Source organism: Pseudomonas sp. UBA7530 (genome assembly GCF_002479365.1).
Taxonomy (GTDB): domain Bacteria; phylum Pseudomonadota; class Gammaproteobacteria; order Pseudomonadales; family Pseudomonadaceae; genus Aquipseudomonas.
Genome location: NZ_DLMS01000001.1, coordinates 307,877 through 330,545, shown reverse-complemented (window position 1 = coordinate 330,545; position 22,669 = coordinate 307,877). Strand labels below are relative to the sequence as shown.

The following is a 22,669-nucleotide window of genomic DNA, read 5'->3' as shown; positions in this document are numbered from 1 at the left end:
ATGACTCTCGCTGCCGATGCACGTCCGCTCTTGCTGCTGGTCGATGACGAGCCCACCAATCTGCAGGTGCTGCGTCACATCCTGCAGGACGACTATCGCCTGTTGTTCGCCAAGGAAGGTGCTCGTGCGCTGGAAATGGTCGAGCGCGAACGGCCTGACCTGATCTTGCTAGATGTCATGATGCCGGGCCTGACCGGCTTCGAGGTGTGCCAGGCGCTCAAGGCCAACCCGCTGCTGGAGGCCATTCCGTTGATTTTCGTCACCGCCCTGGGCGATATCGATGACGAGGCCCGCGGGTTCGAGGTAGGTGCGGTCGACTACATTACCAAGCCGGTCAGCCCGGCCATCGTGCGTGCTCGCGTGCGCACCCATCTATCGCTGGTGCGTGTCGAGGAACTCAGGCAGACGCGCCTGCAGATCGTGCAGCGCCTGGGCATGGCGGCCGAGTACAAGGACAACGAGACGGGTCTGCACGTGATCCGCATGAGTCATTTTTCCAAGGTGCTGGCGCTGGCCGCGGGCTTCAGCGAAAGCGCCGCGGAGGAGTTGCTCAACGCTGCGCCGATGCACGATGTCGGCAAGATCGGCATCCCCGATGCCGTGCTGCGCAAGCCGGGCAAGCTCAACGATGAAGAATGGCAGGTGATGCGTCAGCACGTGGAGATCGGCGCGCGGATCATCGGCGAGCACAGCTCGGGGCTGCTGCGCACCGCGCATCGGATCGCCCTGTCGCACCACGAGAAGTGGGACGGTAGCGGCTACCCCAAGGGGCTGCGTGGCGAAGACATTCCCCTGGAGGGGCGTATCGTCGCCATCGCCGATGTGTTCGATGCGCTGACCAGCGTGCGCCCCTACAAGCAGGCCTGGTCCGTGGAGGCCGCGCTCGACTTTCTCCGCGAGCAGAGTGGCCGTCATTTCGATCCGCAGTTGGTCGAGCTGTTCATCGCATGCTTGCCGGAGATCCTGCAGATCAAGGAACGCTGGGCCGAGCAATCTGCCGCCTGAAACCTTCTGTCTAAAACCCGCGCGTCGGCGATTTGGCCATTAGCGTCAGCGCGGCTATTGTTAGGGGCCTACCATTGCCAAGGGCAGGCCTCACCATGCAGAAGAAAACACTGGTTCCCCTGTTGTGCGCGGCGTTCGCCGGTCTCGCCGATGCAGCTGTCGTGACCAAGACGATTCCCTACGAGATCGATGGCGAAGCCTTCGAGGGCGTGCTGGTGTACGACGATTCGGTGACCACGCCGCGTCCGGGGCTGCTCGCCGTTCCCAGCTGGATGGGGGTGAATGAAGACACCGTTGCCAAGGCCGCCCGTGCGGCCGGTGACAAGTACGTGGTGTTCGTCGCCGACATGTACGGCAAGTCGATTCGCCCGAGCAATGCCGAAGAGGCCGGCGCCGCGGCGAGCAAGGTCCGCGCCGATCGTCCGCTGATGCGCAAGCGCGCCCAGGCTGCAGTGGATGTGCTCAAGGCGCAAGATAGCGAGGTGGCGCTGGATCTGGACAAACTGGGCGCCATCGGCTTCTGCTTCGGCGGCGGCACGGTGCTGGAACTCGCCCGTTCGGGCGCGCCGCTCAAGGGCTTCGTGTCCTTCCACGGCAACCTGGACACACCCAATCCGGCCGATGCCAAGAACATCAAGGCGCCGGTGCTGGTGCTGCATGGCGCGGACGATCCGGCCGTACCGCAGGAGCAGGTCGACGGTTTCATCGCCGAGATGAAGGCGGCCAAGACCGACTGGCAACTGGTCAGCTACGGTGGCGCGGTGCACTCGTTCACCAACCCCAAGGCGAATGTGCCGGGGCGTAACGAATACCACCCGGTGGTGGCGGCGCGCGCGTTCAAGGCGATGAACGATCTGTTCGATGAGGTGTTCGCCGAGCAGTGACAGCGGTTTTGTCAGGCGTCGAACGAAAGGCTGCGCCGGCTGGGCGCAGCCTTTTTTTGTCTTACTTCGCAGGCAGCACGGCGATGTCGATGATGCCGTCCGGCAGTTCGGCGATGTCGCCCAACGTGGTGGGCTTGCCGCTATCCAGATCCAGCTGGTGCAGGGTCTTGCCGGTCAGCACGTAGGCCGTGTTGCCACCCTTGCCATCGCTGGCGATGTCCATGGCGGCCGCCTTAAGACCATCGGCGACCTTGCCGACTTCCTGCTGCACGCCGTCGTTCGGCGGGTTTTGCAGCATCAGGCTGCCACTGGCCAGGTCGATGTTGTACAGCGCGGTGCTCTGGGTACCGGCATAGGCATTGGTATAGGCACCGGCCACCACTTTGGGTTGCTTGCCGGCGTAAGGGCCATCGGCGGCGTAAGCGACCTTGCCGTCTACGGCGACTTCACCGGTATCGACGTTTACCCGCAGGCTGGTGCCGTCCGGGCCGAGCAGGCGCAGGCGGTCGGCTACCGGATTGAAGTCGACCACAGCCTGGCCGCTGCCAGCCAGTGCGGTTTGCAGTTTGCTGCCTGCCGTTGCCTTGCCGCTGGCTGCGTCCAGGGTGTAGAGCTGATCGGTGCCGCTGAGGGCGTAGACCTGGCCGCTGGCCGGGCGCACATCCAGGCCGCGCAAGTCGCTGGCGCCGCTGACGGTCATGCTGCCGGTAACCTTGAGGCTGGCGACATCGACTTTGAACAGCTTGCCATTGGCGCCCAGTGCGAGCAGTTCGGTGGCGCTGGCGGCACCTGCGCTGAGGGTCAACAGGCCGGCGGTGCAGAAGCTAATGATGCGTTTCATGGTTGTTCCTCATAAAAGGATTCAGCATCGAGACGAAGCCGACGAGCCGGCTTCGCAGGTGCCTCGACGAAACACCTGTGAGCTATACCCGCGAGGAACGGGGTTGGATGTCCGCAGATGAAAATATTTTCCGCCGCGTGATCGGTCGTTTGAAAGGTTGCCGGCTGTGTAGCCGGCACCCGTTCAGTTGGTGCTGGCCAGCACGGCGCGGCCGATATACAGCACCGGGCCGCTCGGACGGTTGTACGGCGAGCCGCCGGCCGGTTCTAGGGTCAGCTCGAACAGCTGGCCGGCCTGCACGGTACCGATCTGCTCGGCTGGCAGGCGCAGCGGCTGGCCGGCTTCGACCAGGCCCAGCGAGCGCGGACCGTCGGCCGGATCGATCAGCGTCCAGAACTGCAGGGCGCGGCCCTCAGGCACCTGGTCGGCGACCAGCGGGTCGAGCGTCAGCGTGCCATCGCGAGAGACCTGTATGACCCAGCCAGGCTTGGCCGCTTCGCCAGGTTGCTGCAGCACCACGGTGTAGCGCTCGCCGGTGATATCCGGGGCGCGCAACAGCGGCATCAGCACAGCGACGAGCAGCGCCATGGCCAGCGCGGCAGCGGTCAGGCGCCAGGTCAGCAGGCTGTTCCACCAGGTGGCCAATGGGCTGGCCCGTGGAGTTTCGTGCAGACCCAGACTCTGCCGGATGCGCGGCCAGAGCGCCTGGGAGGGTGCGTGCGCTGGCAGTCGGTCGCTCAGTTCGAGAAAGTGCCGCTCCCACTCCAGGGCGATGCGGGCGGCATCTTCATCCTCTTCGAGCAATTGGCGCACCTCGGTGGCTTCAGGCTCCTCGAGCAAGCCGAGCAGGTATTCGCCGATCAGGGCGCGACGTTCTTCGCGGTCGTGCGGAATCATGCTTGCAGACACTCCTGCAGCGCGCGCAGGCCGGCGCGGATACGGCCCTTGATAGTGCCCAGCGGTGTACTCAGGCGGCTGGCGATCTGCTCGTGGGTCAGACCACGGTAGAACGCCAGCAGGATCGGGTGGCGGCGCGGCCTTTCCAGACGTTGCAGGCAACGTCGCAGCAAGCGCTGTTCGGATCGCTCCAGCGCCTGCGCCTCGGCCTGCGGGCTGTCGTCCAGCACGCGCTCGATGAACTCATCGTCGACCTCGGCATGCCGGCCGCCACTGCGCAGGGCGTTGAGCACGCGATAGCGCAGGATGCTGTGCACCCAGGCACGGCCGCTGCCCAGATCGCGTCGATAACGCACGGCGTGTTGCCAGATGCGTACGAAGGCATCGTGCAGGCAATCCTCGGCGATGTCGCGGCGGCCCAGCATGCTGATGGCCAGGCCGAGCAGTTGCCCGGCCTCTTGCCGATAGAGCGCCTGGAAGGCACGCTCGTCTCCGCGTGCGCAGGCTTCCAGGGTGCTTTCGTAATCGAACTCGCGATCTGCCATGGGTCATCCGTTGGCCTGAGAAATCCGCATGCAGCTTATACCCGCCAGCGGGCGTGCCGGATCACGCCGGCGTAACAAAAAATCCGCTGCAGAATACAATCGCCGTTCACAGCCCATACGCTTCGCCGAGCGAAACCCAGCGCTCCAGCGGGCCCTTGCGCGAGGCGTAGCGGATCAGTAGCCAGTCTCCCTGCTGGTCCAGCACCTCGCAGACGTCACCCTCGATCAGGTAGGCCTTGGTCCGACTCGTTGCGTCCGGGCGCTGGTGCAGGTACAGGCGCGCGTTGGGCACGGTCCAGGTCCGTGGCTGGTCATCATCGTCAAGGGCGCGGCTGGCGATGATCCTGCCCTGAGGGTCGAGCGTCTTCTCGAACAGCGGGAAGAATACCGGGGCGTTCGGGTCATAGGCGTGGTTGACCTGCAGGGTCTTGTACAGCCAGGGGACGCCGGCGTCATCGAAGCGATAGGCGTCGTGATACCAGCGCGGCCCGCTGCGGCAGTGGCTGTACAGCGCGCGTTCGTCGAGGTTGGGCTGCAGCTCCGACAGTTGCGAGCAATTGGCGCGCTCGCTCAGTTCGGGCGGCAGCTGCAGCAGTTCGAAGCGGCGCTCGGCGGGGCGATATAGGTAGAGATGGTAGACGGAGTTGACCATCCCCACCGGTACGCGAATGGCCAGGTCGAGATGACCGTCGAAATCATAGTCCTCGACGTAGAAGCTCGGCGCTTCCACTTCGTTGCCTTCGGGGATGTCTAGTTCGAGACGAGTGCCGTCTGGCTGCTGCAGGACATAGCGCTCGCCTTGCTGCTGTACCTGGGCATGTTGTCCTGGTTCAGGTTCGAAATGGGGAAGGTCGGCCAGGGCCAGCGTGGGCAACAGTAGCAGGCCGAAGAGGGGGAGATAGAGAGGCAAGAGGGCAGTCCTTTGCGAGTGACAGGCGCTTTGTGCGCCTGTCTTCATTGGCGTCAGCGCGGCAGTTCGATGCGCGTGGTTTCGCCAGGTACCTGCGGCCAGTCCCCGGCGGCCCAGCGCTGGCGGGCCTGGTCGATCAGTTCCGGCGTGCTGGCGACGAAGTTCCAGTTCATCCGCCGAGGGCCGATTGGCTCGCCGCCGACCAGTGCCAGATGGCATTCGCCGCAGGCGCTGAGCAGCGGGGTCGCGCCAGCCGGGATCACCGCCATGGTGTGCGCCGGCAGCGTTTCGCCGTCCAGCTCGGCTTCGCCTGTGATCAGATACAGCGCGCGTTCGCTGTACTCGTCCGGGATCAGCAGGTTGGCACCGGCAGCCAGGCGCAACTCGGCGTAGAGCGTTGGCGAGCGAACCGGTACCGGCGATTCCAGGCAAAAGCCGGCGCCAGCGATCAGGGTGATCTGCACGCCCATGGCCTCGCTACGTGGCAGCGAATCGGCCGGGTGGTGGCTGTAAGCCGGCTCGCATTGCTCATCGGCTTCCGGCAGCGCCAGCCACACCTGCAGGCCGTGCATCCGCTTGTTCTGGCCGATCTGCTCGGGCGGCGTGCGCTCGACGTGAGCAACGGCGCGCCCGGCCGTCATCCAGCTGACCTCGCCGGGGCCGACCAGCTGATCGGAGCCGAGGCTGTCCTTGTGCTGCAACTGGCCTTCGAACAGGTAGGTGAGGGTGGACAGGCCGATATGCGGATGCTGAGCGATGTTCATGCCGCTGCTGGCGGGATAGTCCTGCTCGAGCATGTGGTCGAAGAAAACGAAGGGGCCGATGCTGCGAAAACGTGCCGAGGGCAGGGGGCGCAGAATCGGCTGGCCGGAGATGTCTTCGGCGCGCGGGCGGATAAGCTGCAGTTCGCTCATGCCTGCGCTCCGGCCAGGCGGGTTTCCACCTGGATATCGGTGGTGGTCATCAGCTTGTGTATCGGGCACTTGTCGGCGACGCGCAGCAGTTGCTGGCGCTGCGCATCGTCCAGCGGCCCCTTGAGCGACAGTTCGATGATCAGGTGATAGTTGCCTTCGCGCTCTTCGCTGTCGTCCCGCTCGACGCTGACGTCGATGCCTTCCAGCGGCAGGCCGCGCTGGCGCGCATAGAGCAGCAGGGTCATGGCCTTGCAGGTGCCGAGCGAGGCGTCGAACAGATCGTGTGGGTCGGGGCCGGCCCCGTCACCGCCAAGCTCGGTCGAAACGTCGCCGAGCAACTGGTGAGAACCGATTTCGATCTGCTGCTGCAGACCCTTGCTGTTGTGAATGCGGATCATGACGCTTCCTTGGTAGGCGTGACGGCAATGGCCGCCAGACTAGCGTAGGCAGGCCCGATCACACCAGTGCCGAGAGCCTTACATCGGCGCCCAATACCCGCAGCAGGCGTCCCTGACCATTGATGATGGGCATCGACACGGTAAAGCAGAAATCGTCGGTCGCCGAAGAGCGATAGACTTGGGTGATATGCGCCTGCATTTGCTCGGCAGCGGCGCGGAACCAGGGACGCTGGCTCCAGTCGCGGCCGCGGCAACTGGTGTTTTCGTCGTGTGCTACGTCGGCGGCGAAAATGTTTTCGGAGATCTGCACGCCGCGGCTGTCGACCAGGTAGAACAGCTCGAAACGGCTGTCGCGCGCGAGCGTTTCGCCAAGCAGGCGTTCGGCGGCCGTCATGTCGCCGGCCAGTTCGGAGCGTGTCGCCAGCTGCTCGACGCTGGCGCGCACGGCTGCGTGAATTTCCAGGCGGAAGTCGCCAAGCCCGGCGAGCAGGCGGTCGCCGTCCTCGCGTACGGCCTTGCTGTGATGCAGCACCTGGCCGGCTTTGCCAAGCAGCTCGCCTGCGACCTGGGCTATGTTTTGCACGTCGCCGTTGATCGAGCGCACGGCCTGGCCGATCTGCTCGGTGCCCGCGGCGATCTGCCCGACCTGAGCGTCGAGACGGTCCATGGCCTGGCGCGTGCTGTCCAGGCCCTGGCTGACCGCGAGAATGCCGCTGCGGCCGTCGGCCACGGCCTGATTCATATGCTGGCCGGCATCACCGAGCTGGTGCATGCCTTCACGAAAGCGTTCGATGATGCCGCTGACCTGGCCAGTGGCATCGGTGGTGTGGCCGGCCAGGCGGCGAACTTCCTCGGCGACCACGGCGAAGCCACGGCCATGTTCGCCGGCGCGAGCGGCCTCGATGGCGGCGTTCAGGGCCAGCAGATTGGTCTGCTGAGAGATGCTGGCGATCACGCCGATGACCTTGCTCACTTCGTCCAGCTGCCCGGCCAGTTGCCCGATGACCTGAGCCAGTTGCGCCTCGCTGGCATCGATCACTTCGACCTGGCGCAGCACCGCCTCGCCACTTTGCTGACATTGGTGCAGGGTTGCCGACACTTGCGCGGAAAGCCGCGCGACTTCTCCGGTACCCGGCACCAGCTCGACATCCAGGGTAGTGGTGACTTGCTCGCTGGCGCTGGCGATGAGTTCCGAGGACTGCGCCAGGGTCTGCCCGCTCTGCTGGTTGGCGGCGGCGATACGCGCCAGTTGCGGCGCATGTGCAGCAATGCCGACAGCAGCGCCAAGGCTGGTGCGAATGCGTTCCTGAAGGCTGGCACTGAAATCGTTCAGGCGCACCATCCACTGATGGTGCTCGGGCAGGCGGGTGGTGAGGTCGTGCCGGTGAAAGAGCGCGTTCAATGCGGTTTCGCCTTCGCTCTGGCGGGCCCGCCTGCGCAGTAACTGCAACATGATGATTCCCCTGTCTGGTCTGACGAGGGCATTGCAAGCCAGGTGCCACTATCTGCCAGCGTTTTCCGTGGCCCGTTCCGCGCCTTGAGCTGGCTATCGATGTGCGGCGTTGGTGCGCGCTTAGCCCGCACGCTTCATCGAAGTGCGCCGGCGCGCCGTTGGCCCGCCGAACTTGCCCAGCGAGTCGGCGGTCTATGCTGCTCGAACCGTCAGGAGGACTTGCCTTGCTCAAATCTCGAACGATGCCATGGATACTTGCGCTCGGTGCGGTGATCGCCTGCAGCGCCCAGGCCAGGGAGTACCGCTACAGCGACGCCCATCTACACTATGTCGACTTCTTCCAGGAAAGCGCCGGCATGGATGAGTTGCTGGAGAAGATGGCGGAGAACAACGTCGATCATGTGATGTTCTCCGGCATTCCGGTGGCCAAGAAGTGGGACGAAGACGAGCCCAAGCGCCCACGCTATTACGCGGGGGACGATGCCAATGCCTACTGGTACAGCGCGACCGATGTCTTCATCGCCGCTGCCTACAAGCGCCTGCCGGCCGAGCAGCGCAAGCGCTTCCATCCGTTTCTTTCCGGCTTCAACCCCAATGACAAGAACGCCGATGCCCATATCCGCCGCATGCTCGAGCTGGACCCCGGGTTGTGGCAGGGCATCGGTGAAGTCTTCACCCGGCATGACGATCTCACCGCGCTGATCCACGGCAGTGCGCCGCGCGCCAACAACGAGGCGCTGGCGCGGGTGTTTCACCTGGCAGCCGAATACGACCTGCCGGTGATGCTGCATTCGAACATCACCTCCAAGCGCGAGCGTGAGCCGATCTACCTGGAGGAAATCGAGGCGCCGCTGCGTAATCATCCGCATGTGCGTTTCATCTGGGCGCATGCCGGCACAAGTGCCGAGATTCATCGCCATCAGGAGAAGCTCGACTTCCTGATGGATACCGTCGAGCGGATGCTGGGCCAGTACCCGAACCTGTACATCGACCTGTCCTGGACCATGCTGCGGCCCTATCTGCTGGATGAGAACGGCAAACCCGACGAGAAATGGGTGCATCTGGTCAGCAGCTATCCGGAGCGCTTCATGCTCGGCTCCGACGTGGTTGGGCGCTTCGGCAACCTGGGCGAGTACATGAAAGGCTTCGATGCCTTCCTCGATGCGCTGCCCGAGGACGTCGCGCACAAGGTCGCGCGTGACAACTTCCTTTCCATTCTGCCGCGGCGCGTGCAGGCCGAGCTGGATCGTTAGCGGCGCAGTCTTCAGACTTTAAGCGGGGGCGGTGCGCCGCAGGACGTGATGGCCTTCGAAGTCACCGAACGCCGCAGTGGTGCCCGGCGACCACAGGCTCGCCGGGCAGCGTTTAACGGTTGATCAGAGCAGGATGGTCGCCCAGGTCAGGGCGATCATCAGCAGCGCGACCATCTGCGCCGCGCTGCCCATGTCCTTGGCCTGCTTGGACAGCGGGTGCAGGTTCAGCGAGATGCGGTCGACCACTGCCTCGATGGCGGAGTTGAGCAGCTCCACCACCAGTGCCAGCAGCGGCACGAGCACCAGCAACGCGCGCTCCGCGCGGCTGACATCGACCAGGCAGGCCAGCGGCAGCAGTAGCAGATTCAGCCAGACCAGTTGGCGGAACGCCGCTTCACCCTGATACGCCGCGCACAGCCCGGCCAGCGAGTAGCCGGTGGCGTCGAGGATGCGTGCCAGGCCGCGGCGCCCCTTGAAGGACAGGGCGTCCAGATCGGAGCTGTCGTTCATGGATGCAGCCCACCCCAGGGATCGTTCATGGCCTGCTGGTAGGCCTGGCGCAGGTAACTCAGGTCCGCGTCGGGCATGGTTCCGCGATGTCGGTCCAACTGGCCCAGGTCGCGCCGCGAGGCGCTGGCGACACGCCAGCGTCGCCGGCTTTTCTCCAGATCCAGCAGGGCGACCTCCACATCGCCATCGCTACGGGCTTTGACGAACAGGTGCTTGGCATAGCAGCAGCCGTGTTGCCAGCCGCCCAGGTGCAGGCGTGCCAGGGTCGCGGCCAGGCGTTGCAACATAGCCTGGTTGAGCTGCGGCGTTCGGGGCTCGCTGTACCACTGCTCCAGGCTGACGAAGCCTGGCAATGCTTCGGTGACCAGCAACGCCTGCCAGCGACCGGCCTGTTTGCGGGCCGCGCAGTAAACGATGTTTGGTGTACGAATGCCGAGGCGGGCGAAGGCGCGATAGGCCTGCAGCTCACGCAGAATGGTAGGCCTGCCTAACGGGTGACGCAGCGAGCGACAGGTGTGTCCGCTCTGGCGTTTGCAGTAAAGCAGCGGCCTGCTGCTATCCCAGTGTTGCAACAGACGCACGCCGCTTTCGCCGCCGCGCCGCTGGTTGGCTGCCTCGACCCATTCGCCAGGGCTGTGCCACCAGCGATCGAACTCGGTAGAGGGCAGGGCGGCCAGCGCTTGTTCGCTGAGGACTCCCATGTCAGGCCACCTTGCGCAGCACGTAGGTGCGCCACATGGCGTAGCCGGGCAGGAAGTCCAGGTGGCCGAGTATGGCGAAGCCGGCCTGGCGGAACTCATCCTCCAGTGTCTTGCGAGGAGCGACGAAGCGGTTCTGATTCGGCTCTGCACCGCCCTGAGCGGCGCGCCGGGCCTCCAGGCGCCGACGTTTCCAGGCCTTGTAGTTGCCGTCGACCCACAGCGAGACGATCACCGTGTCGCGGCTGACTCGATGGAACTCGCGAAGGATGGCCAGACGGTGCTCGGCCGACTCGATGTGATGAAGCAGGCGAATGCAGAAGATGCAGTCCACTGCATTGGCACTCAGGTCGATAGCGAAGGCCGAGGTGCGCAGGCTGTTGACTCTCGCCACCACCTCGGGCGCCTGCGCGGCACGCGCGGTGGCAAGCATGTCGGCAGAGTTGTCGGCGGCGAGGATCACCCGGTTCGGCTGTTCGCAAAGCATCGCCCAGAAGCGGCCGGCGCCGCAGGGCAGGTCGAGTACCAGGTTAGGCTGAGCGGCCAGCTGCAATGCACGACGCGCCACCTGTACATCACGCCAATGCGACAGGCGCCGGGACAAGCCGTCCTGATGTTTGTGCAGGTATTGCTGGGCGTGGTCGAAATCGTACTTGCGGGAAAAATCCAGTTCGATGGGGCTGGGCTTGGGCATGACGAACGTCCCTTGATGGAGATGTTCGCCACCTTAGGGAGTCGTGCATCAAGGTCCCGTCAAAGGGATGTGAAAATTTCGTCAAGCGCCATTGTTGAGTGTCACGCGAAAGCGCGTATGGCCCGGCTCACTCTCCAGGCTGACCTGCCACCCCTGTTTGGCGCAGATGCGCTTGACCAGCGACAGGCCCAGGCCGAGGCCCTCTCCGCGGGCCTGGTCGCCGCGCACGAAGGGCTGGAAGATGCGCTCGCGCTGCTCGGCGGCAATACCGGTGCCGCTGTCTTCGATGCGAAAGGCGCCGGACTCGAGAATCAGGCGCACCTCGCCGCGCTCGGTGTAGTGCAGGGCATTGCGTAGCAGATTGGCCATCACCGTGGCGAGAAAGGTCGCATTGTAGCGCCCGTCATCCTGGCCTTCCTCGATCAGCTGGAAATCCAGCCCCTTCTCCTTCATCAGTGCGCCCCAGCGGCTGGCTTGTTCATTGGCGATGGCGGCCAGGCTGCGGTCGCCAACGAATGCCGCTTCGTTGCTCTTGTCCCGCGCCAGCTGCAGGAAGGTCTGTACCAGCTCACGCATCTCTTCGCTGGCGCGGGCAATGCGTGCTACCTGTTCCTTCTCGCGCGGGCTCAATGGCGCCTCGGCGAGCAGCTCGCAGGAGGTGGCGATGACCATCAGCGGCGTGCGCAGCTCATGGCTGACATCGCTGGTGAACAGGCGCTCGCGTTCCAATGACTGGCGCACCTGGCCCAGGGTGCTGTCGAAGGCGGCGGCCAACTGGCCGACTTCATCATTGGGGTAATCCGGTGCCAGCGGTGGCGCCAGCGGATGCAGCTGATCACGGTGACGCACCTGCTGCGCCAGGCGGCTGATAGGCGCCATCACCTTGCGCGCCATGATCAGGCCCAGACCCCAGGCGGCGATGACGGTCAGCAGGAAACCCGCCAGCACTACATTGAACAGCGCATTTTCGCGGGCTTCGAACTCCTGCTGCTCCTGCACCAGCAGGTAGGTCTCGCCATTGATCTGCTGCACGTAAACGTAATACGCCTCGTCGCCACTGACGACCTCGTTGAAACCTTCCTGCAGACCCTCGTATTCGGGCGGGATTGCATAGTCGGGGTAATTGGACGAGAAAAAGCGGGTGCTGGAATCCAGGCGCGGGGGGCGTCCCTGGCGAATGTCCTCGTTCAGCGTTTCGCCCAGCTCGCGGCTCATCTCCTGGGAAACCAGGTGTTCCTCGATGAAATGCACCACGCCGACGATGCTCAACGAGAACAGCCCGCTGACCACCGCAGTCATCAGGATGAAGGCGATCAGGATGCGCCGCTCGAACGGCTGCCTAGACAGCATCGGAGCTCTCCGCCAGGCGATAACCGATACCGTGAATGGTGTGCAGCAGCGGCGTGGGGAAGGGTTTGTCGAGCACCTGGCGTAACTGGTGGACATGGCTGCGCAGGCTGTCGCTGTCCGGGCAGTCGTCGCCCCACAGCGCTTCTTCCAGCGCCTCACGGCGCACCACCGCCGGGCTGCGCTGCATGAGAATGGCCAGCAGCTTGAGGCCCAGCGGGTTGAGTTTGAGCGCTTGGCCGGCGCGGCTGACGTGCAGGGTGTCGAGGTCGTAGTTGAGGTCGGCGACCTGCAGCTGGCGTGTGCGGCTGCCGCGGCTGCGGCGCAGGATCGCCTCGATACGTGCAACCAGCTCGGACAGCGCGAAGGGCTTGATCAGATAGTCATCGGCGCCGGCATTGAGTCCTTTCAGGCGATCATCCAGAGCATCTCGCGCAGTGAGCATCAGGATCGGTACTTCGCTGCGACCATCCTCGCGCAGGCGCTTGCATACCTGATAGCCGTCGATGCCCGGCAGCATGATGTCCAGCACGATCAAATCGTAATGACCGCTGCTGGCCAAGTGCAGGCCGCTCAGGCCGTCCTGTGCGCAATCGACGGAAAAGCCCTTGAGCTGCAGGTAGTCGAGCACGTTGGCGAGAATATCTCGGTTGTCTTCGATGACCAGAATGCGCATCGCGAGTAATTCCTGGGTTTGACGATTTTTTCACACGGCTTTGACGAGAGGCTCACGGTGCGCCTCGCAGACTGCGGCTCGTTCATTCTGCAAGGATCATACGATGCCACGGCTTCATTGCGCGCAACTTCGTTATCTGTCGATAATTCTGCTGGCCTGGCTGGCAGTGTTTTTTCTCACCCGCAGCGCATTGCTGCTCGGGCACCTGGGCGATGCGGGCGTGACGCTGCCGGGGCTGCTTGGCCTGTATGGCGTCGGCCTGGTCTATGACCTCAGCTTCCTGGTGTACGCCGCGCTGCCGCTGCCGCTGACCCTGTACCTGATGCTCTGTCCGGCCTGGTTATGGCGCCGTCGCTGGCATCAGCGCCTGCTGGTCGCCCTGGTGGCCGTCAGCCTGTTCGCGATGTTCTTCACTGCCGTAGCCGAATGGCTGTTCTGGGACGAGTTCGGTGTGCGCTTCAACTTCATCGCCGTGGACTACCTCGTCTATTCAAAGGAAGTGGTGGACAACATCCTTGAGTCCTATCCGATCTATCCCTTGCTGGCCCTGCTGGCGATCCTGGCCATAGGCCTGACGCTGGCGCTGCGACGACCGCTGCGGGCCGCACTGGAGGCACCGCGCCTGCCTGCGCTGCAGGCTTTCTGTACGCTGGTCATGCTGGCGTTGCTGGCAGGCCTGTGCAGTGGCCTGGTCGGGCAGGACGCGCCGCGTGGCCTGGGTGGCAACACCTACCAGCGCGAGCTGGCCAGCAACGGGCCGTACCAGTTCTTCGCCGCATTCCGTAACAACGAGCTGGATTACCAGCAGTTCTACGCCACCTTGCCAGAACAGACGGTGGCCGCTCAGTTGCGTACCGAGGTGGCCGAGCCCAATGCCCGTTTCATCGGCAGCGATCCGCAGGACATCCGCCGGCTGATCGACAACCCCGGCTCGCCGCGTAAGCTCAATGTGGTGCTGGTGACCATCGAGAGCCTGAGTGCCAAGTATCTGGGCAGTTTCGGCGACACCCGCGGGCTGACCCCGAACCTCGATGAGCTGCGCAAGCACGCCCTGGTTTTTACCAACCTCTACGCCACCGGCACGCGCACCGACCGCGGTCTGGAGGCGCTGACCCTGTCGGTACCGCCGACACCGGGGCGCTCCATCGTCAAGCGCATCGGCCATGAGTCCGGTTACGCCAGCCTGGGCCAGCAACTGAGCGCTCAGGGCTACGACAGCGTCTTCGTCTACGGCGGCCGCGGCTATTTCGACAATATGAACGCCTTCTTCGGCGGCAACGGTTATCGCGTCGTCGACCAGAGCAGCGTCGACGAGGCCGAGATGAGCTTCCAGAACGCCTGGGGCATGGCCGACGAGGACCTCTATCGCCAGGCGATCAAGGTGGCCGATGCCGATCACGCCGCCGGCAAGCCGTTCCTCCTGCAACTGATGACCACCTCCAACCACCGTCCCTACACCTACCCGGACGGGCGCATCGACATTGCCTCCGGCGAGGGGCGCGAAGGGGCAGTGAAGTACACCGATTACGCCATCGGCCAGTTCCTCGCCGAGGCGCGCAGCAAGCCCTGGTTCGATCAGACGCTATTCGTCTTCGTCGCCGACCATACCGCCGGTAGCGCCGGGCGTGAGGATCTGCCGGTGGCCAACTACCACATCCCGCTGTTCATCTACGCCCCGAAATACGTCAAACCGGCCGAATACGCCGACGTCGCCAGCCAGATCGACGTGGCGCCGACGCTGCTCGGCCTGCTCAATCTGGATTACGTCTCCACCTTCTTCGGCCGCAACCTGTTACGCGCTGATCATCCCGCAGGCCGCGCGCTGCTGGGCAACTACCAGCATCTTGGACTGTTCGACGGCAAGGACCTGGCGATCCTCAGCCCGCGCCGGGGCATGCGCCGCCATGACGACGCCCTGGGGCTGAGTCATGAGTCGCGCAGCGATGGCGACGATCCGCTGCTGCGTCGTGACATCGCCTATTACCAGGGTGCCAGTCATGCCTTCGGTAAACACCTGATGGCCTGGCATCCAGACGCCCAATCCAGCCAGCAACTCAGCGCGCGCTAAGGAGTGGAAATGTCGTCCCGTTATTTCGACTTTCGCGTGGCGCTCAGTATACCGGTACTGCTGATGGCGCTGCTGCTGGCGTTCGATCCCAGCCCGGTGGATTTTGCCCTGGCGCGGCTGTTCTACGAACCCGGACTGGGTTTCATCGGGCGTAGCAGCTTCTGGCTCGAGGACATCCTGCATGACCGCGCCAAGCAGGCGCTGATCCTGCTCGGTGCGCTGGCTATCGCAGGCTTTGTGCTCAGCCTGCTGCCGACGCGGCTGCGCGTCTGGCGTCGTCAGCTCGGTTACCTGGTGCTGGCACTGGGGCTGTCGACTTCCCTGGTCACCCCGCTGAAAACGCTCACCGGCATGCACTGCCCTTGGAGCCTGAGCGAGTTCGGCGGCCAGGAGCAATTCACGCCGCTGCTGGCCGAGCGCGCGCCGACCGCCAATCCCGGCCGCTGCTGGCCAGGCGGCCATGCTTCGGCGGGGTTCTCGCTGCTGGCGCTGTTCTTCGTCCTGCGTGACCGCAGGCCGCGGATGGCACGTATCGCGCTGCTGGTGGCGCTGGGGCTCGGCTCGCTGTTCTCCCTGGGGCGCATGCTGCAAGGCGCACACTTTCTCTCGCACAACCTGTGGACGCTGCTGATCGATTGGATCATCTGCGTGCTGACTTACCGCTGGCTGCTCTATCGCGCACCTGCCGAACAGCCATCGCGCAACTCGCTTGAATGGAGAGAAACCTGCCGATGAACAGATTCCTACCGGGGCTGCGTCTGGCGTTGGCCACGCTGGTATTTTTTGGTGCGCTGCTGGCGCTGCCCTTGAGCATGGCCTGGGCCGCCACCACTGCGCCAGTGCCGGTGCAAACCGTGCGTCCGGCCAGCTGGGCGCAGCCGCTGGACAGCCGCATCAACCTCTATCGCATGGTGCCAAATCTCTATCGCAGCGCCTTGCCGAGGGCCAGGGATTTGCCTGAGCTGCAGACGCTGGGCATCGCCACGGTGATCAACTTCTATCAGCGCGGCGATGAGCACTGGCTGAAGAATCCCAAGGTTGTTCAGGTGCATCTGCCGCTGCGTACCGACCGCATCGACGATGTCGACGTCATCGAAGTGCTGCGCAGCATTCGTCAGGCGCAGAGCCGTGGTCCGGTGTTGATTCACTGCAAGCACGGGCAGAACAGAACCGGGCTGGTCGCCGCCCTTTACCGGGTGATCTACCAGCACTGGAGCAAGGAGCAGGCACTGGCGGAAATGCGCGGCGGCGGCTTTGGTGGTGAGTCGCGCATGGATGATGCCGAGCGTTACCTGCGCCACGCCGATATCCCGGCGTTGCGCTCGGCACTGGCCAGCGGCGCGTGCAGCACCAGCCGGTGGGCAATGTGCGCATTCAGCGAGCGCTTGCTGGGCATGATCGAGAGGGCGTGAACCGATGAAACTTCCGTGTCTTGTGCTTGGCGGCCTGTTTCTCCTGGCCATTAGCGGCTGCCAGAGCCTGCGTGAGCAGATGCAGGCGGCCAATTATCCGTCAGCTTTCGTCGATGGTTTCGAAGCCGGCTGCAGCAGCGGTCGCTCGGCGGCTGGCCCGCTCGGTAAGTTCGCCAAGGATGTGCCGCGGTACCGGTACGAACTTTTGTACGCACAGGGCTGGGACGATGGATTTCAGCAGTGCGAAAACGCGCAACGTATCGATGACTGGGAGCAGCGCCGAGAGGACCACTGGCGCGACCAGGAATGGCGTCGGCATGTCGATCAAACGATGGCGAGGGCCTTGCGTCGGTAAATTCTCTTTTTTTCGTGATCAAGTGCACGGAAATGTCGCCGATAAAAAAGAGGGGCAAGCACCGTCCTATCTGATTCTCCGCCAGGTATGGCTGAGGATGACTCAATTTTTGCGTGCAATGGGAGTTTCACAACATGTCGCTGCGGAATCTATCAATCGCCCCTCGCTCCGGGCTCGGTTTTGGTCTGGTCGCCTTGTTCATGGTGCTGATGGGCGCGTGGGTACTACTGACGCTGGACAACATCAAGAAGCAATCGCAGGAAGTCGAGAAGAACTGGGTGCCTAGCATCATGGCGCTGAACGATCTGTCTCAGACGATCCTGCGCGTGCGTGCCCTGACCCTGCGCATACTGGTCGAACGCGATACGCAAAAGGCCGAGCAGGGGATTGCGCGCGCCAATGGGATGCTCGATCACGCCAGCAGCGTGCGTGAGCGTTACGAAGCGTTGATCAGCTCTCAGGAAGAGCGGCAGGTCTTTCAGCGATTCCTGGATGCAGAAAAGAACTACCTGGCAGAGCGCGCCGAGATTCTGCGCTTGGCTCAGGGCGGTAACTTCGATGCTGCCACGGCCAGGTTCGCTACCGACGTGTTGAGTCGGCATGCCGACGCTCTGGCTGCTGCATTGACCGAACTCGCTACGCTCAACGACACCGGGGTCAGCAGCGCGGTAGCCAACATCGCTGCGGCCAATGACAATGCGCGTTACGGGGTCATCCTGGCGGTCGTACTGGCCGCTATCGCGACCGTGATCCTCGCAATGCTGCTGACACGCAGTATCGTCGCGCCGCTGAAACAGGCGGTCGAAGCTGCAGAAATCGTCGCTTCGGGTGATCTGACCCAGAATTTCCAGATCGAGGGCAAGGACGAGCCAGCACGTCTGCTCGCTGCCCTGAAAACCATGCAGCAAAGCCTGCGCACCACCATCCAGAACATTGCCGATTCGTCCAACCAGCTGGCCTCGGCGTCGGAGGAGCTGCACGCGGTGACCGAGGATTCGACCCGCGGGCTGCATCAGCAGAACACCGAGATCGAGCAGGCGGCTACGGCGGTCAACGAGATGACCGCGGCAGTCGAAGAGGTGGCGCGTAATGCGGTAAGCACCTCCGAGGCGTCGCGTGAATCGAACGTCACTGCGCAGCAAGGACGCGAGCAGGTGCGCCAGACCGTCGACTCGATTGGCCAGCTGGCCGCCGATGTCACCACCACGTCGGGAGAGGTGGAACAGCTGGCGCAGCGCGTGCACGAAATCAGCAAGGTGCTCGACGTGATTCGTTCGATTGCCGAGCAAACCAACTTGCTGGCGCTCAACGCGGCCATCGAGGCGGCCCGTGCTGGCGATGCCGGGCGCGGCTTCGCCGTGGTCGCGGACGAAGTACGCGCGCTGGCGCATCGCACCCAGCAGTCGACCCAGGAGATCGAGCAGATGATCGGCGGCATCCAGAGCGGTACGGATCGCGCCGTCAACGCCATGCAGAGCAGCAATGGCCGCGCCCGTTCGACGCTGGAAGTGGCCCAGGCCGCAGGCGTCGCGCTGGAGCAGATCACCCAGGCGATTTCCTCGATCAACGAGCGCAACCTGGTTATCGCCAGCGCATCCGAGGAGCAGGCACAGGTGGCGCGCGAGGTGGACCGCAACCTGGTGAATATCCGCGACTTGTCGATGCAGACTTCCGCTGGTGCCAATCAAACCAGCGCAGCGAGCCAGGAGCTATCGCGCCTGGCAGTCGACCTCAATAACCTGGTGGCGCGCTTCAAAGTCTGAGGCGCGGGACAAACGAAAACGGCGCCCGAAGGCGCCGTTTCTTTACCGCAGCAGCAATTACTTGCCGGCCCAGCGCTTGAGCACGAGGGTGGCGTTGGTGCCACCAAAGCCGAAGCTGTTGCTCATTACGGTGTCGAGCTTGGCGTTCTCGACGGTCTTGCGCTGGATCGGCAGGTCGGCGACTTCCGGGTCGAGCTCGTCGATGTTGGCCGAGCCGGCGATGAAGTTGCCTTCCATCATCAGCATGCAGTAGATCGCTTCCTGCACGCCTGCAGCGCCGAGGCTGTGGCCGGACAGGCTCTTGGTCGAGCTGATGGCCGGGGCCTTGTCGCCGAACACTTCACGTACGCCACGAATTTCGGCGACATCGCCGACCGGAGTGGAGGTGCCATGGGTGTTCAGGTAGTCGATTGGCGTGTCGACGGTGGCCAGGGCCTGCTGCATGCAGCGGATGGCACCTTCGCCGCTCGGGGCGACCATGTCGTAGCCGTCGCTGGTAGCGCCGTAGCCGACGATTTCCGCGTAGATCTTGGCACCACGGGCCAGGGCGTGTTCCAGCTCCTCGACCACGACCATGCCGCCGCCGCCGGCGATGACGAAACCGTCACGCTTGGCGTCGTAAGCGCGCGAGGCTTTTTCCGGGGTTTCGTTGTACTGGGTGGAGAGGGCGCCCATGGCGTCGAACAGGCAGCTCTGGCTCCAGTGTTCCTCTTCACCGCCACCGGCGAAGACTACGTCCTGCTTGCCCAGCTGGATCTGCTCCATGGCCTGGCCGATGCAGTGTGCGCTGGTGGCGCAGGCCGAGGAGATGGAAAAGTTGACGCCCTTGATCTTGAACGGCGTGGCCAGGCACGCCGATACGGTGCTGCCCATGGTGCGGGTCACGCGGTACGGACCGACGCGCTTGACGCCTTTCTCGCGCAGGGTGTCGATGGCTTCCATCTGGTTGACGGTGGAAGCGCCACCGGAACCGGCGATCAGGCCGGTGCGCGGGTTGGAGATCTGCTCTTCGCTGAGTCCGGAATCCTGGATCGCCTGCTCCATCGCCAGGTAGGCGTAGGCTGCGGCGTCGCCCATGAAGCGGAACAGCTTGCGGTCGATCAGCTCTTCCAGGTTCAGGTTGACCGAACCGGAAACATGGCTGCGCAGGCCCATTTCAGCGTAGGACGGGTTGAAACGGATGCCGGATTTGCCCGCGCGGAGGCTGTCGGCAACGGCTTCTTTGTCATTGCCCAGGCAGGAAACGATGCCCAGACCGGTAATCACGACACGACGCATGTGCAAGTCCTTCAGAAACTGTCGGTAGAGGTGAACAGGCCAACGCGCAGGCCTTCGGCACTGTAGATCTCGCGGCCGTCGACGCTGACGCTGCCATCGGCGATGCCGAGGATCAACGAGCGGTTGATGGTGCGTTTGATATGAATGTTGTAGGTGACTTTCTTGGCGGTCGGCAGTACCTGGCCGAAGAATTTCACTTCACCCGAGCCCAGGGCGCGGCCCTTGCCGGGATTGCCTTGCCAGCCCAGATAGAAGCCGACCAGCTGCCACATGGCGTCGAGGCCGAGGCAGCCTGGCATGACCGGGTCACCTTCGAAGTGGCAGCCGAAGAACCACAGGTCCGGGTTGATGTCGAGCTCAGCGACAATTTCGCCCTTGCCGTGCTTGCCGCCGGTCTCGCTGATGTGAACGATGCGATCGATCATCAGCATGTTCGGGGCGGGCAGTTGCGCGTTCCCGGGGCCGAACAGTTCGCCGCGGCCGCAGGCGAGCAGGTCTTCCCGAGAGTAGGCGTTTTGTTTTGTCATGCGAGCTCCTCAATTATCCCCATGCTTCTAAGGCTGGGCGAATCGTCCTGGCCGGCGCGCCTGAAAAATAGGGGCGACTGCCGGCAGCCTAGTCATAGACTGTTGCGTTGTGGTGAAAGTCACAGCGCTGTGAGTACAGTTGTACTCCGCTGGCTGTGCGTTGTCACAGGCCCAGCAGTTTCCCCTTGTAACTCCAGCTTGTCACGGGCCCATCGCGCTTAGGATCGAGCAGGTAGCCAACGCAGCAGAATGCGTTGCAGATCTGCTCGTTTGAACGGTTTGGCCAGGTAATCGTTCATTCCCGCCTCCAGGCAGGCTTCGCGGTCGCCCTGCAGGGCGTTGGCGGTCAGGGCGATGATCGGCACCTGCTGCCCCTGTTCGAGCTGGCGGATCTGCCGCGTCGCTTCGTAGCCGTCCATCAGCGGCAGCCGGCAGTCCATGAGGATTGCTGCGTAGTCGTGCTGGCTGCAGCTTTGCACGGCTTGCTGGCCGTCGCCGACCAGGCTGACCTGATAGCCCAGGCTGCGCAGCATGGCCTCGATCACCGTCTGGTTGACCGGATTGTCCTCGACCAATAGTACTGCCTGACCCTCACCGCTGCCGAGCGTCAGGATGTCACTGCGCTGAGCCTGCTCGTTGCAGGTGCGAAATGGCAGCGGAACCTCGAGGGTGAAGACCGAACCCTCGCCCAATTGGCTTTCTGCACGCAGGGTACCGCCCATGCGCTCGGCCAGGGTGCGGGCGATCGGCAGGCCGAGACCGGTGCCGCCGTAACGTCTGGAAATGGACGTATCTGCCTGCTGGAAGGCATCGAACATATGTTCCAGGCGTTCGCCGTCGATACCGATGCCGCTGTCGCGTACGGCACAGGTGAACCACAGCACCTGGTCGTCCAGTGGCTGCCAGTGTGTTTCCACGCGGATGTGACCTTCTTCGGTGAACTTCAGCGCGTTACCGATCAGGTTGACCAGAATCTGCCGTATACGTGTGGGGTCGCCGCTTACCTCCAATCCCTCCAGGCCCGGTTGAGCGTCCAGCAGCAGTTGCAGGCCGCGCTGCTGGGCGCTGTGCTGGAAGACCTGAATGGAGCCCTGCAACAGGTCCAGCAGGTTGAAGGAAATGGCTTCGAGTTCCAGTGCCCCGCGTTCGATGCGCGAGAAATCGAGAATGTCGTTGATCACCTTGAGCAGGTGCTCGGTGGACTCTGTCGCCAGCGCCGCGTACTCGCTCTGCTCGTCGTTCAGGCTGGTGGTTTCCAGCAACTGCAGCATGCCCAGCACGCCGTTCATCGGGGTGCGCAGCTCGTGGCTCATCATGGCCAGGAAGTCCGACTTGGCGCGGTTGGCCTGCTCCGACTCCTCGCGGGCCTGGATCAGCTGGGCGATCGCCTGTTGTTGTTCCAGGCCGCTTTTTTCGAGTGCGCAGGCTAGGTTGTTGATGTGCCTGGCCAGATCGGTCAGTTCGTCGTTGCCACGCTCGATCAGGGAGGGGCGGTAATCGCCGCTCTGAATGCGTTCCAGAGCCTGACCCATGGCGCTGAGCGGTTGCGCGAGGCGTCTGGCCAGGCGGCGGGCGAGGAGGAAGGTGAGCAGCAGGGCGAACAGCGAGAGAACCCCGGCCTTGAGCAGGATTTCCTGCTGGCGGGTATTGAAGGTGTCATTGGACATGCCCACGATGACCCGACCCAGGTAGCCATCGCCGATCGCCTTGCCCAACGGTGGCAAGGCCAGCCCGCGGCCTGGCGGCCCTTGCAGGTGAATCGGCGCCTGAAACACCTCCACCTCCGGCGTGCTGTGGCCTGGTTCCTTGGGGCGCTCGACGTAGACCAGAATATTGTCGTCGCGGTCGCGAACCTCGGCAAAGCGCACGTCGGCCGTGCTCAGGGTAGCGCGCAACAGGCTTTCCAGAGTGTCCAGGTTGTCATTGAGCACGCCGTACTGAGTGGCCGGTGCGAGCTGATTGGCGATCAGTTGACCGGTATGGCCCTGCTCCTGGCGCAGGTCCTGCAGGCGGGTGAAGGTGAGAAAACCGGTCAGCAACAGCGTCAGCAGCAGTGCCGGGCCGACGCTGATCAGCTGGGTGCGGGTATGGATATTCCAGCCACGGCGCTGCCCAGTGGCTATACCATCCCTGGTGGGCTGCGGCTCTGCCGCCTGTTGGCGAGAGGGGCAGGGCGGGGGCAAGGGGCTGCCTGTGGGCACGAATCGTCCTTGGCAATTAACGTCGATCCAGCATGTTAAC

23 protein-coding genes and 1 pseudogene are annotated in these 22,669 nt (G+C 63.8%); 8 read left to right on the top strand and 16 right to left on the bottom strand.

Going from position 1 to position 22,669, the window contains the following annotated elements; all coding sequences use genetic code 11:
* Together B2U07_RS01570 and B2U07_RS01565 are read left to right on the top strand one after the other, a co-directional pair.
* Positions 1 to 1,005, top strand: coding sequence for an HD-GYP domain-containing protein (locus B2U07_RS01570; protein WP_275544934.1), 1,005 nt, complete (start codon positions 1 to 3; stop codon positions 1,003 to 1,005).
* 95 nt (positions 1,006 to 1,100) lie between these two features.
* Complete coding sequence (locus B2U07_RS01565; protein ID WP_275544935.1) at positions 1,101 to 1,889, top strand: dienelactone hydrolase family protein; 789 nt, start codon at positions 1,101 to 1,103, stop codon at positions 1,887 to 1,889.
* A gap of 61 nt (positions 1,890 to 1,950) precedes the next feature.
* Here the strand turns inward: B2U07_RS01565 and B2U07_RS01560 are convergent, their stop codons facing one another.
* The 8 genes and pseudogenes from B2U07_RS01560 to B2U07_RS22995 all read right to left on the bottom strand — a co-directional run.
* Positions 1,951 to 2,730 carry a DUF4394 domain-containing protein gene (locus B2U07_RS01560; RefSeq protein WP_275544936.1) on the bottom strand — a complete coding sequence of 260 codons (780 nt, stop codon included), beginning with the start codon at positions 2,728 to 2,730 and terminating at the stop codon, positions 1,951 to 1,953.
* Positions 2,731 to 2,913: 183 nt separating this feature from the next.
* Positions 2,914 to 3,627 (bottom strand): anti-sigma factor, encoded by a 714-nt coding sequence (locus B2U07_RS01555; RefSeq protein ID WP_275544937.1) that lies wholly within the window; start codon positions 3,625 to 3,627, stop codon positions 2,914 to 2,916.
* Complete coding sequence (locus tag B2U07_RS01550; protein ID WP_275544938.1) at positions 3,624 to 4,172, bottom strand: sigma-70 family RNA polymerase sigma factor; 549 nt, start codon at positions 4,170 to 4,172, stop codon at positions 3,624 to 3,626. Before B2U07_RS01550 ends, B2U07_RS01555 begins: the two co-directional genes overlap by 4 nt.
* 106 nt (positions 4,173 to 4,278) lie before the next feature.
* On the bottom strand, positions 4,279 to 5,082 hold the full coding sequence (locus B2U07_RS01545) for an XAC2610-related protein (protein WP_275544939.1): 804 nt from the start codon (positions 5,080 to 5,082) through the stop codon (positions 4,279 to 4,281).
* A 53-nt stretch (positions 5,083 to 5,135) separates the two neighbouring features.
* A complete protein-coding gene (locus tag B2U07_RS01540) occupies positions 5,136 to 5,996 on the bottom strand; it encodes a pirin family protein (protein ID WP_275544940.1) in 861 nt (286 codons plus the stop codon).
* Positions 5,993 to 6,394, bottom strand: coding sequence for an OsmC family protein (locus B2U07_RS01535; RefSeq protein ID WP_275544941.1), 402 nt, complete (start codon positions 6,392 to 6,394; stop codon positions 5,993 to 5,995). The genes B2U07_RS01540 and B2U07_RS01535 overlap by 4 nt, the downstream gene beginning before the upstream one ends.
* Before the next feature lie 58 nt (positions 6,395 to 6,452).
* A complete protein-coding gene (locus B2U07_RS23000) occupies positions 6,453 to 6,788 on the bottom strand; it encodes a PDC sensor domain-containing protein (RefSeq protein ID WP_419096316.1) in 336 nt (111 codons plus the stop codon).
* 228 nt (positions 6,789 to 7,016) lie between these two features.
* A pseudogene (locus B2U07_RS22995) lies at positions 7,017 to 7,358 on the bottom strand (methyl-accepting chemotaxis protein); the annotation flags it as partial.
* 731 nt (positions 7,359 to 8,089) lie between these two features.
* Here B2U07_RS22995 and B2U07_RS01525 point away from each other — a divergent pair.
* Positions 8,090 to 9,100: an amidohydrolase family protein gene (locus B2U07_RS01525; protein WP_275545339.1), complete on the top strand. Its 1,011-nt coding sequence runs from the start codon at positions 8,090 to 8,092 to the stop codon at positions 9,098 to 9,100.
* A gap of 123 nt (positions 9,101 to 9,223) precedes the next feature.
* Here B2U07_RS01525 and B2U07_RS01520 read toward each other — a convergent pair whose 3' ends face one another.
* The 5 genes from B2U07_RS01520 to B2U07_RS01500 all read right to left on the bottom strand — a co-directional run bounded on the left by B2U07_RS01520 (position 9,224) and on the right by B2U07_RS01500 (position 13,025).
* Complete coding sequence (locus B2U07_RS01520) at positions 9,224 to 9,610, bottom strand: diacylglycerol kinase (RefSeq protein WP_275544943.1); 387 nt, start codon at positions 9,608 to 9,610, stop codon at positions 9,224 to 9,226.
* Positions 9,607 to 10,311 (bottom strand): lipopolysaccharide kinase InaA family protein, encoded by a 705-nt coding sequence (locus B2U07_RS01515; RefSeq protein WP_275544944.1) that lies wholly within the window; start codon positions 10,309 to 10,311, stop codon positions 9,607 to 9,609. The genes B2U07_RS01520 and B2U07_RS01515 overlap by 4 nt, the downstream gene beginning before the upstream one ends.
* Position 10,312: 1 nt before the next feature.
* Complete coding sequence (locus B2U07_RS01510; RefSeq protein ID WP_275544945.1) at positions 10,313 to 11,002, bottom strand: class I SAM-dependent methyltransferase; 690 nt, start codon at positions 11,000 to 11,002, stop codon at positions 10,313 to 10,315.
* Positions 11,003 to 11,083: 81 nt separating this feature from the next.
* Entirely contained in the window at positions 11,084 to 12,352 is a 1,269-nt protein-coding gene (locus B2U07_RS01505; RefSeq protein WP_275544946.1) for a sensor histidine kinase, read from the bottom strand.
* Positions 12,342 to 13,025: a response regulator transcription factor gene (locus B2U07_RS01500; RefSeq protein WP_197856453.1), complete on the bottom strand. Its 684-nt coding sequence runs from the start codon at positions 13,023 to 13,025 to the stop codon at positions 12,342 to 12,344. The genes B2U07_RS01505 and B2U07_RS01500 overlap by 11 nt, the downstream gene beginning before the upstream one ends.
* A gap of 103 nt (positions 13,026 to 13,128) precedes the next feature.
* Between B2U07_RS01500 and B2U07_RS01495 the strand changes: the two genes are divergently transcribed.
* The 5 genes from B2U07_RS01495 (at position 13,129) to B2U07_RS01475 (ending at position 18,623) form a co-directional block, all read left to right on the top strand.
* Complete coding sequence (locus B2U07_RS01495) at positions 13,129 to 15,093, top strand: LTA synthase family protein (protein ID WP_275544947.1); 1,965 nt, start codon at positions 13,129 to 13,131, stop codon at positions 15,091 to 15,093.
* A gap of 9 nt (positions 15,094 to 15,102) precedes the next feature.
* The gene (locus tag B2U07_RS01490; protein ID WP_275544948.1) at positions 15,103 to 15,828 is read left to right on the top strand and encodes a phosphatase PAP2 family protein; all 726 of its coding nucleotides are present in this window, start codon (positions 15,103 to 15,105) and stop codon (positions 15,826 to 15,828) included.
* Entirely contained in the window at positions 15,825 to 16,505 is a 681-nt protein-coding gene (locus tag B2U07_RS01485) for a dual specificity protein phosphatase family protein (protein ID WP_275544949.1), read from the top strand. The genes B2U07_RS01490 and B2U07_RS01485 overlap by 4 nt, the downstream gene beginning before the upstream one ends.
* A 4-nt stretch (positions 16,506 to 16,509) precedes the next feature.
* Entirely contained in the window at positions 16,510 to 16,860 is a 351-nt protein-coding gene (locus tag B2U07_RS01480) for a hypothetical protein (protein WP_275544950.1), read from the top strand.
* Between the two features lie 200 nt (positions 16,861 to 17,060).
* Entirely contained in the window at positions 17,061 to 18,623 is a 1,563-nt protein-coding gene (locus tag B2U07_RS01475; RefSeq protein WP_419096315.1) for a methyl-accepting chemotaxis protein, read from the top strand.
* A gap of 57 nt (positions 18,624 to 18,680) precedes the next feature.
* Here B2U07_RS01475 and fabB read toward each other — a convergent pair whose 3' ends face one another.
* The 3 genes from fabB to B2U07_RS01460 all read right to left on the bottom strand — a co-directional run bounded on the left by fabB (position 18,681) and on the right by B2U07_RS01460 (position 22,551).
* Positions 18,681 to 19,901, bottom strand: coding sequence for a beta-ketoacyl-ACP synthase I (fabB, locus tag B2U07_RS01470; RefSeq protein ID WP_275544952.1), 1,221 nt, complete (start codon positions 19,899 to 19,901; stop codon positions 18,681 to 18,683).
* Between the two features lie 11 nt (positions 19,902 to 19,912).
* Positions 19,913 to 20,428, bottom strand: coding sequence for a 3-hydroxyacyl-[acyl-carrier-protein] dehydratase FabA (fabA, locus tag B2U07_RS01465; RefSeq protein WP_197856459.1), 516 nt, complete (start codon positions 20,426 to 20,428; stop codon positions 19,913 to 19,915).
* Between the two features lie 218 nt (positions 20,429 to 20,646).
* Positions 20,647 to 22,551, bottom strand: a complete 1,905-nt coding sequence (locus tag B2U07_RS01460; RefSeq protein WP_419096314.1) for an ATP-binding protein — start codon at positions 22,549 to 22,551, stop codon at positions 20,647 to 20,649.
* Positions 22,552 to 22,669: the final 118 nt, after the last annotated feature.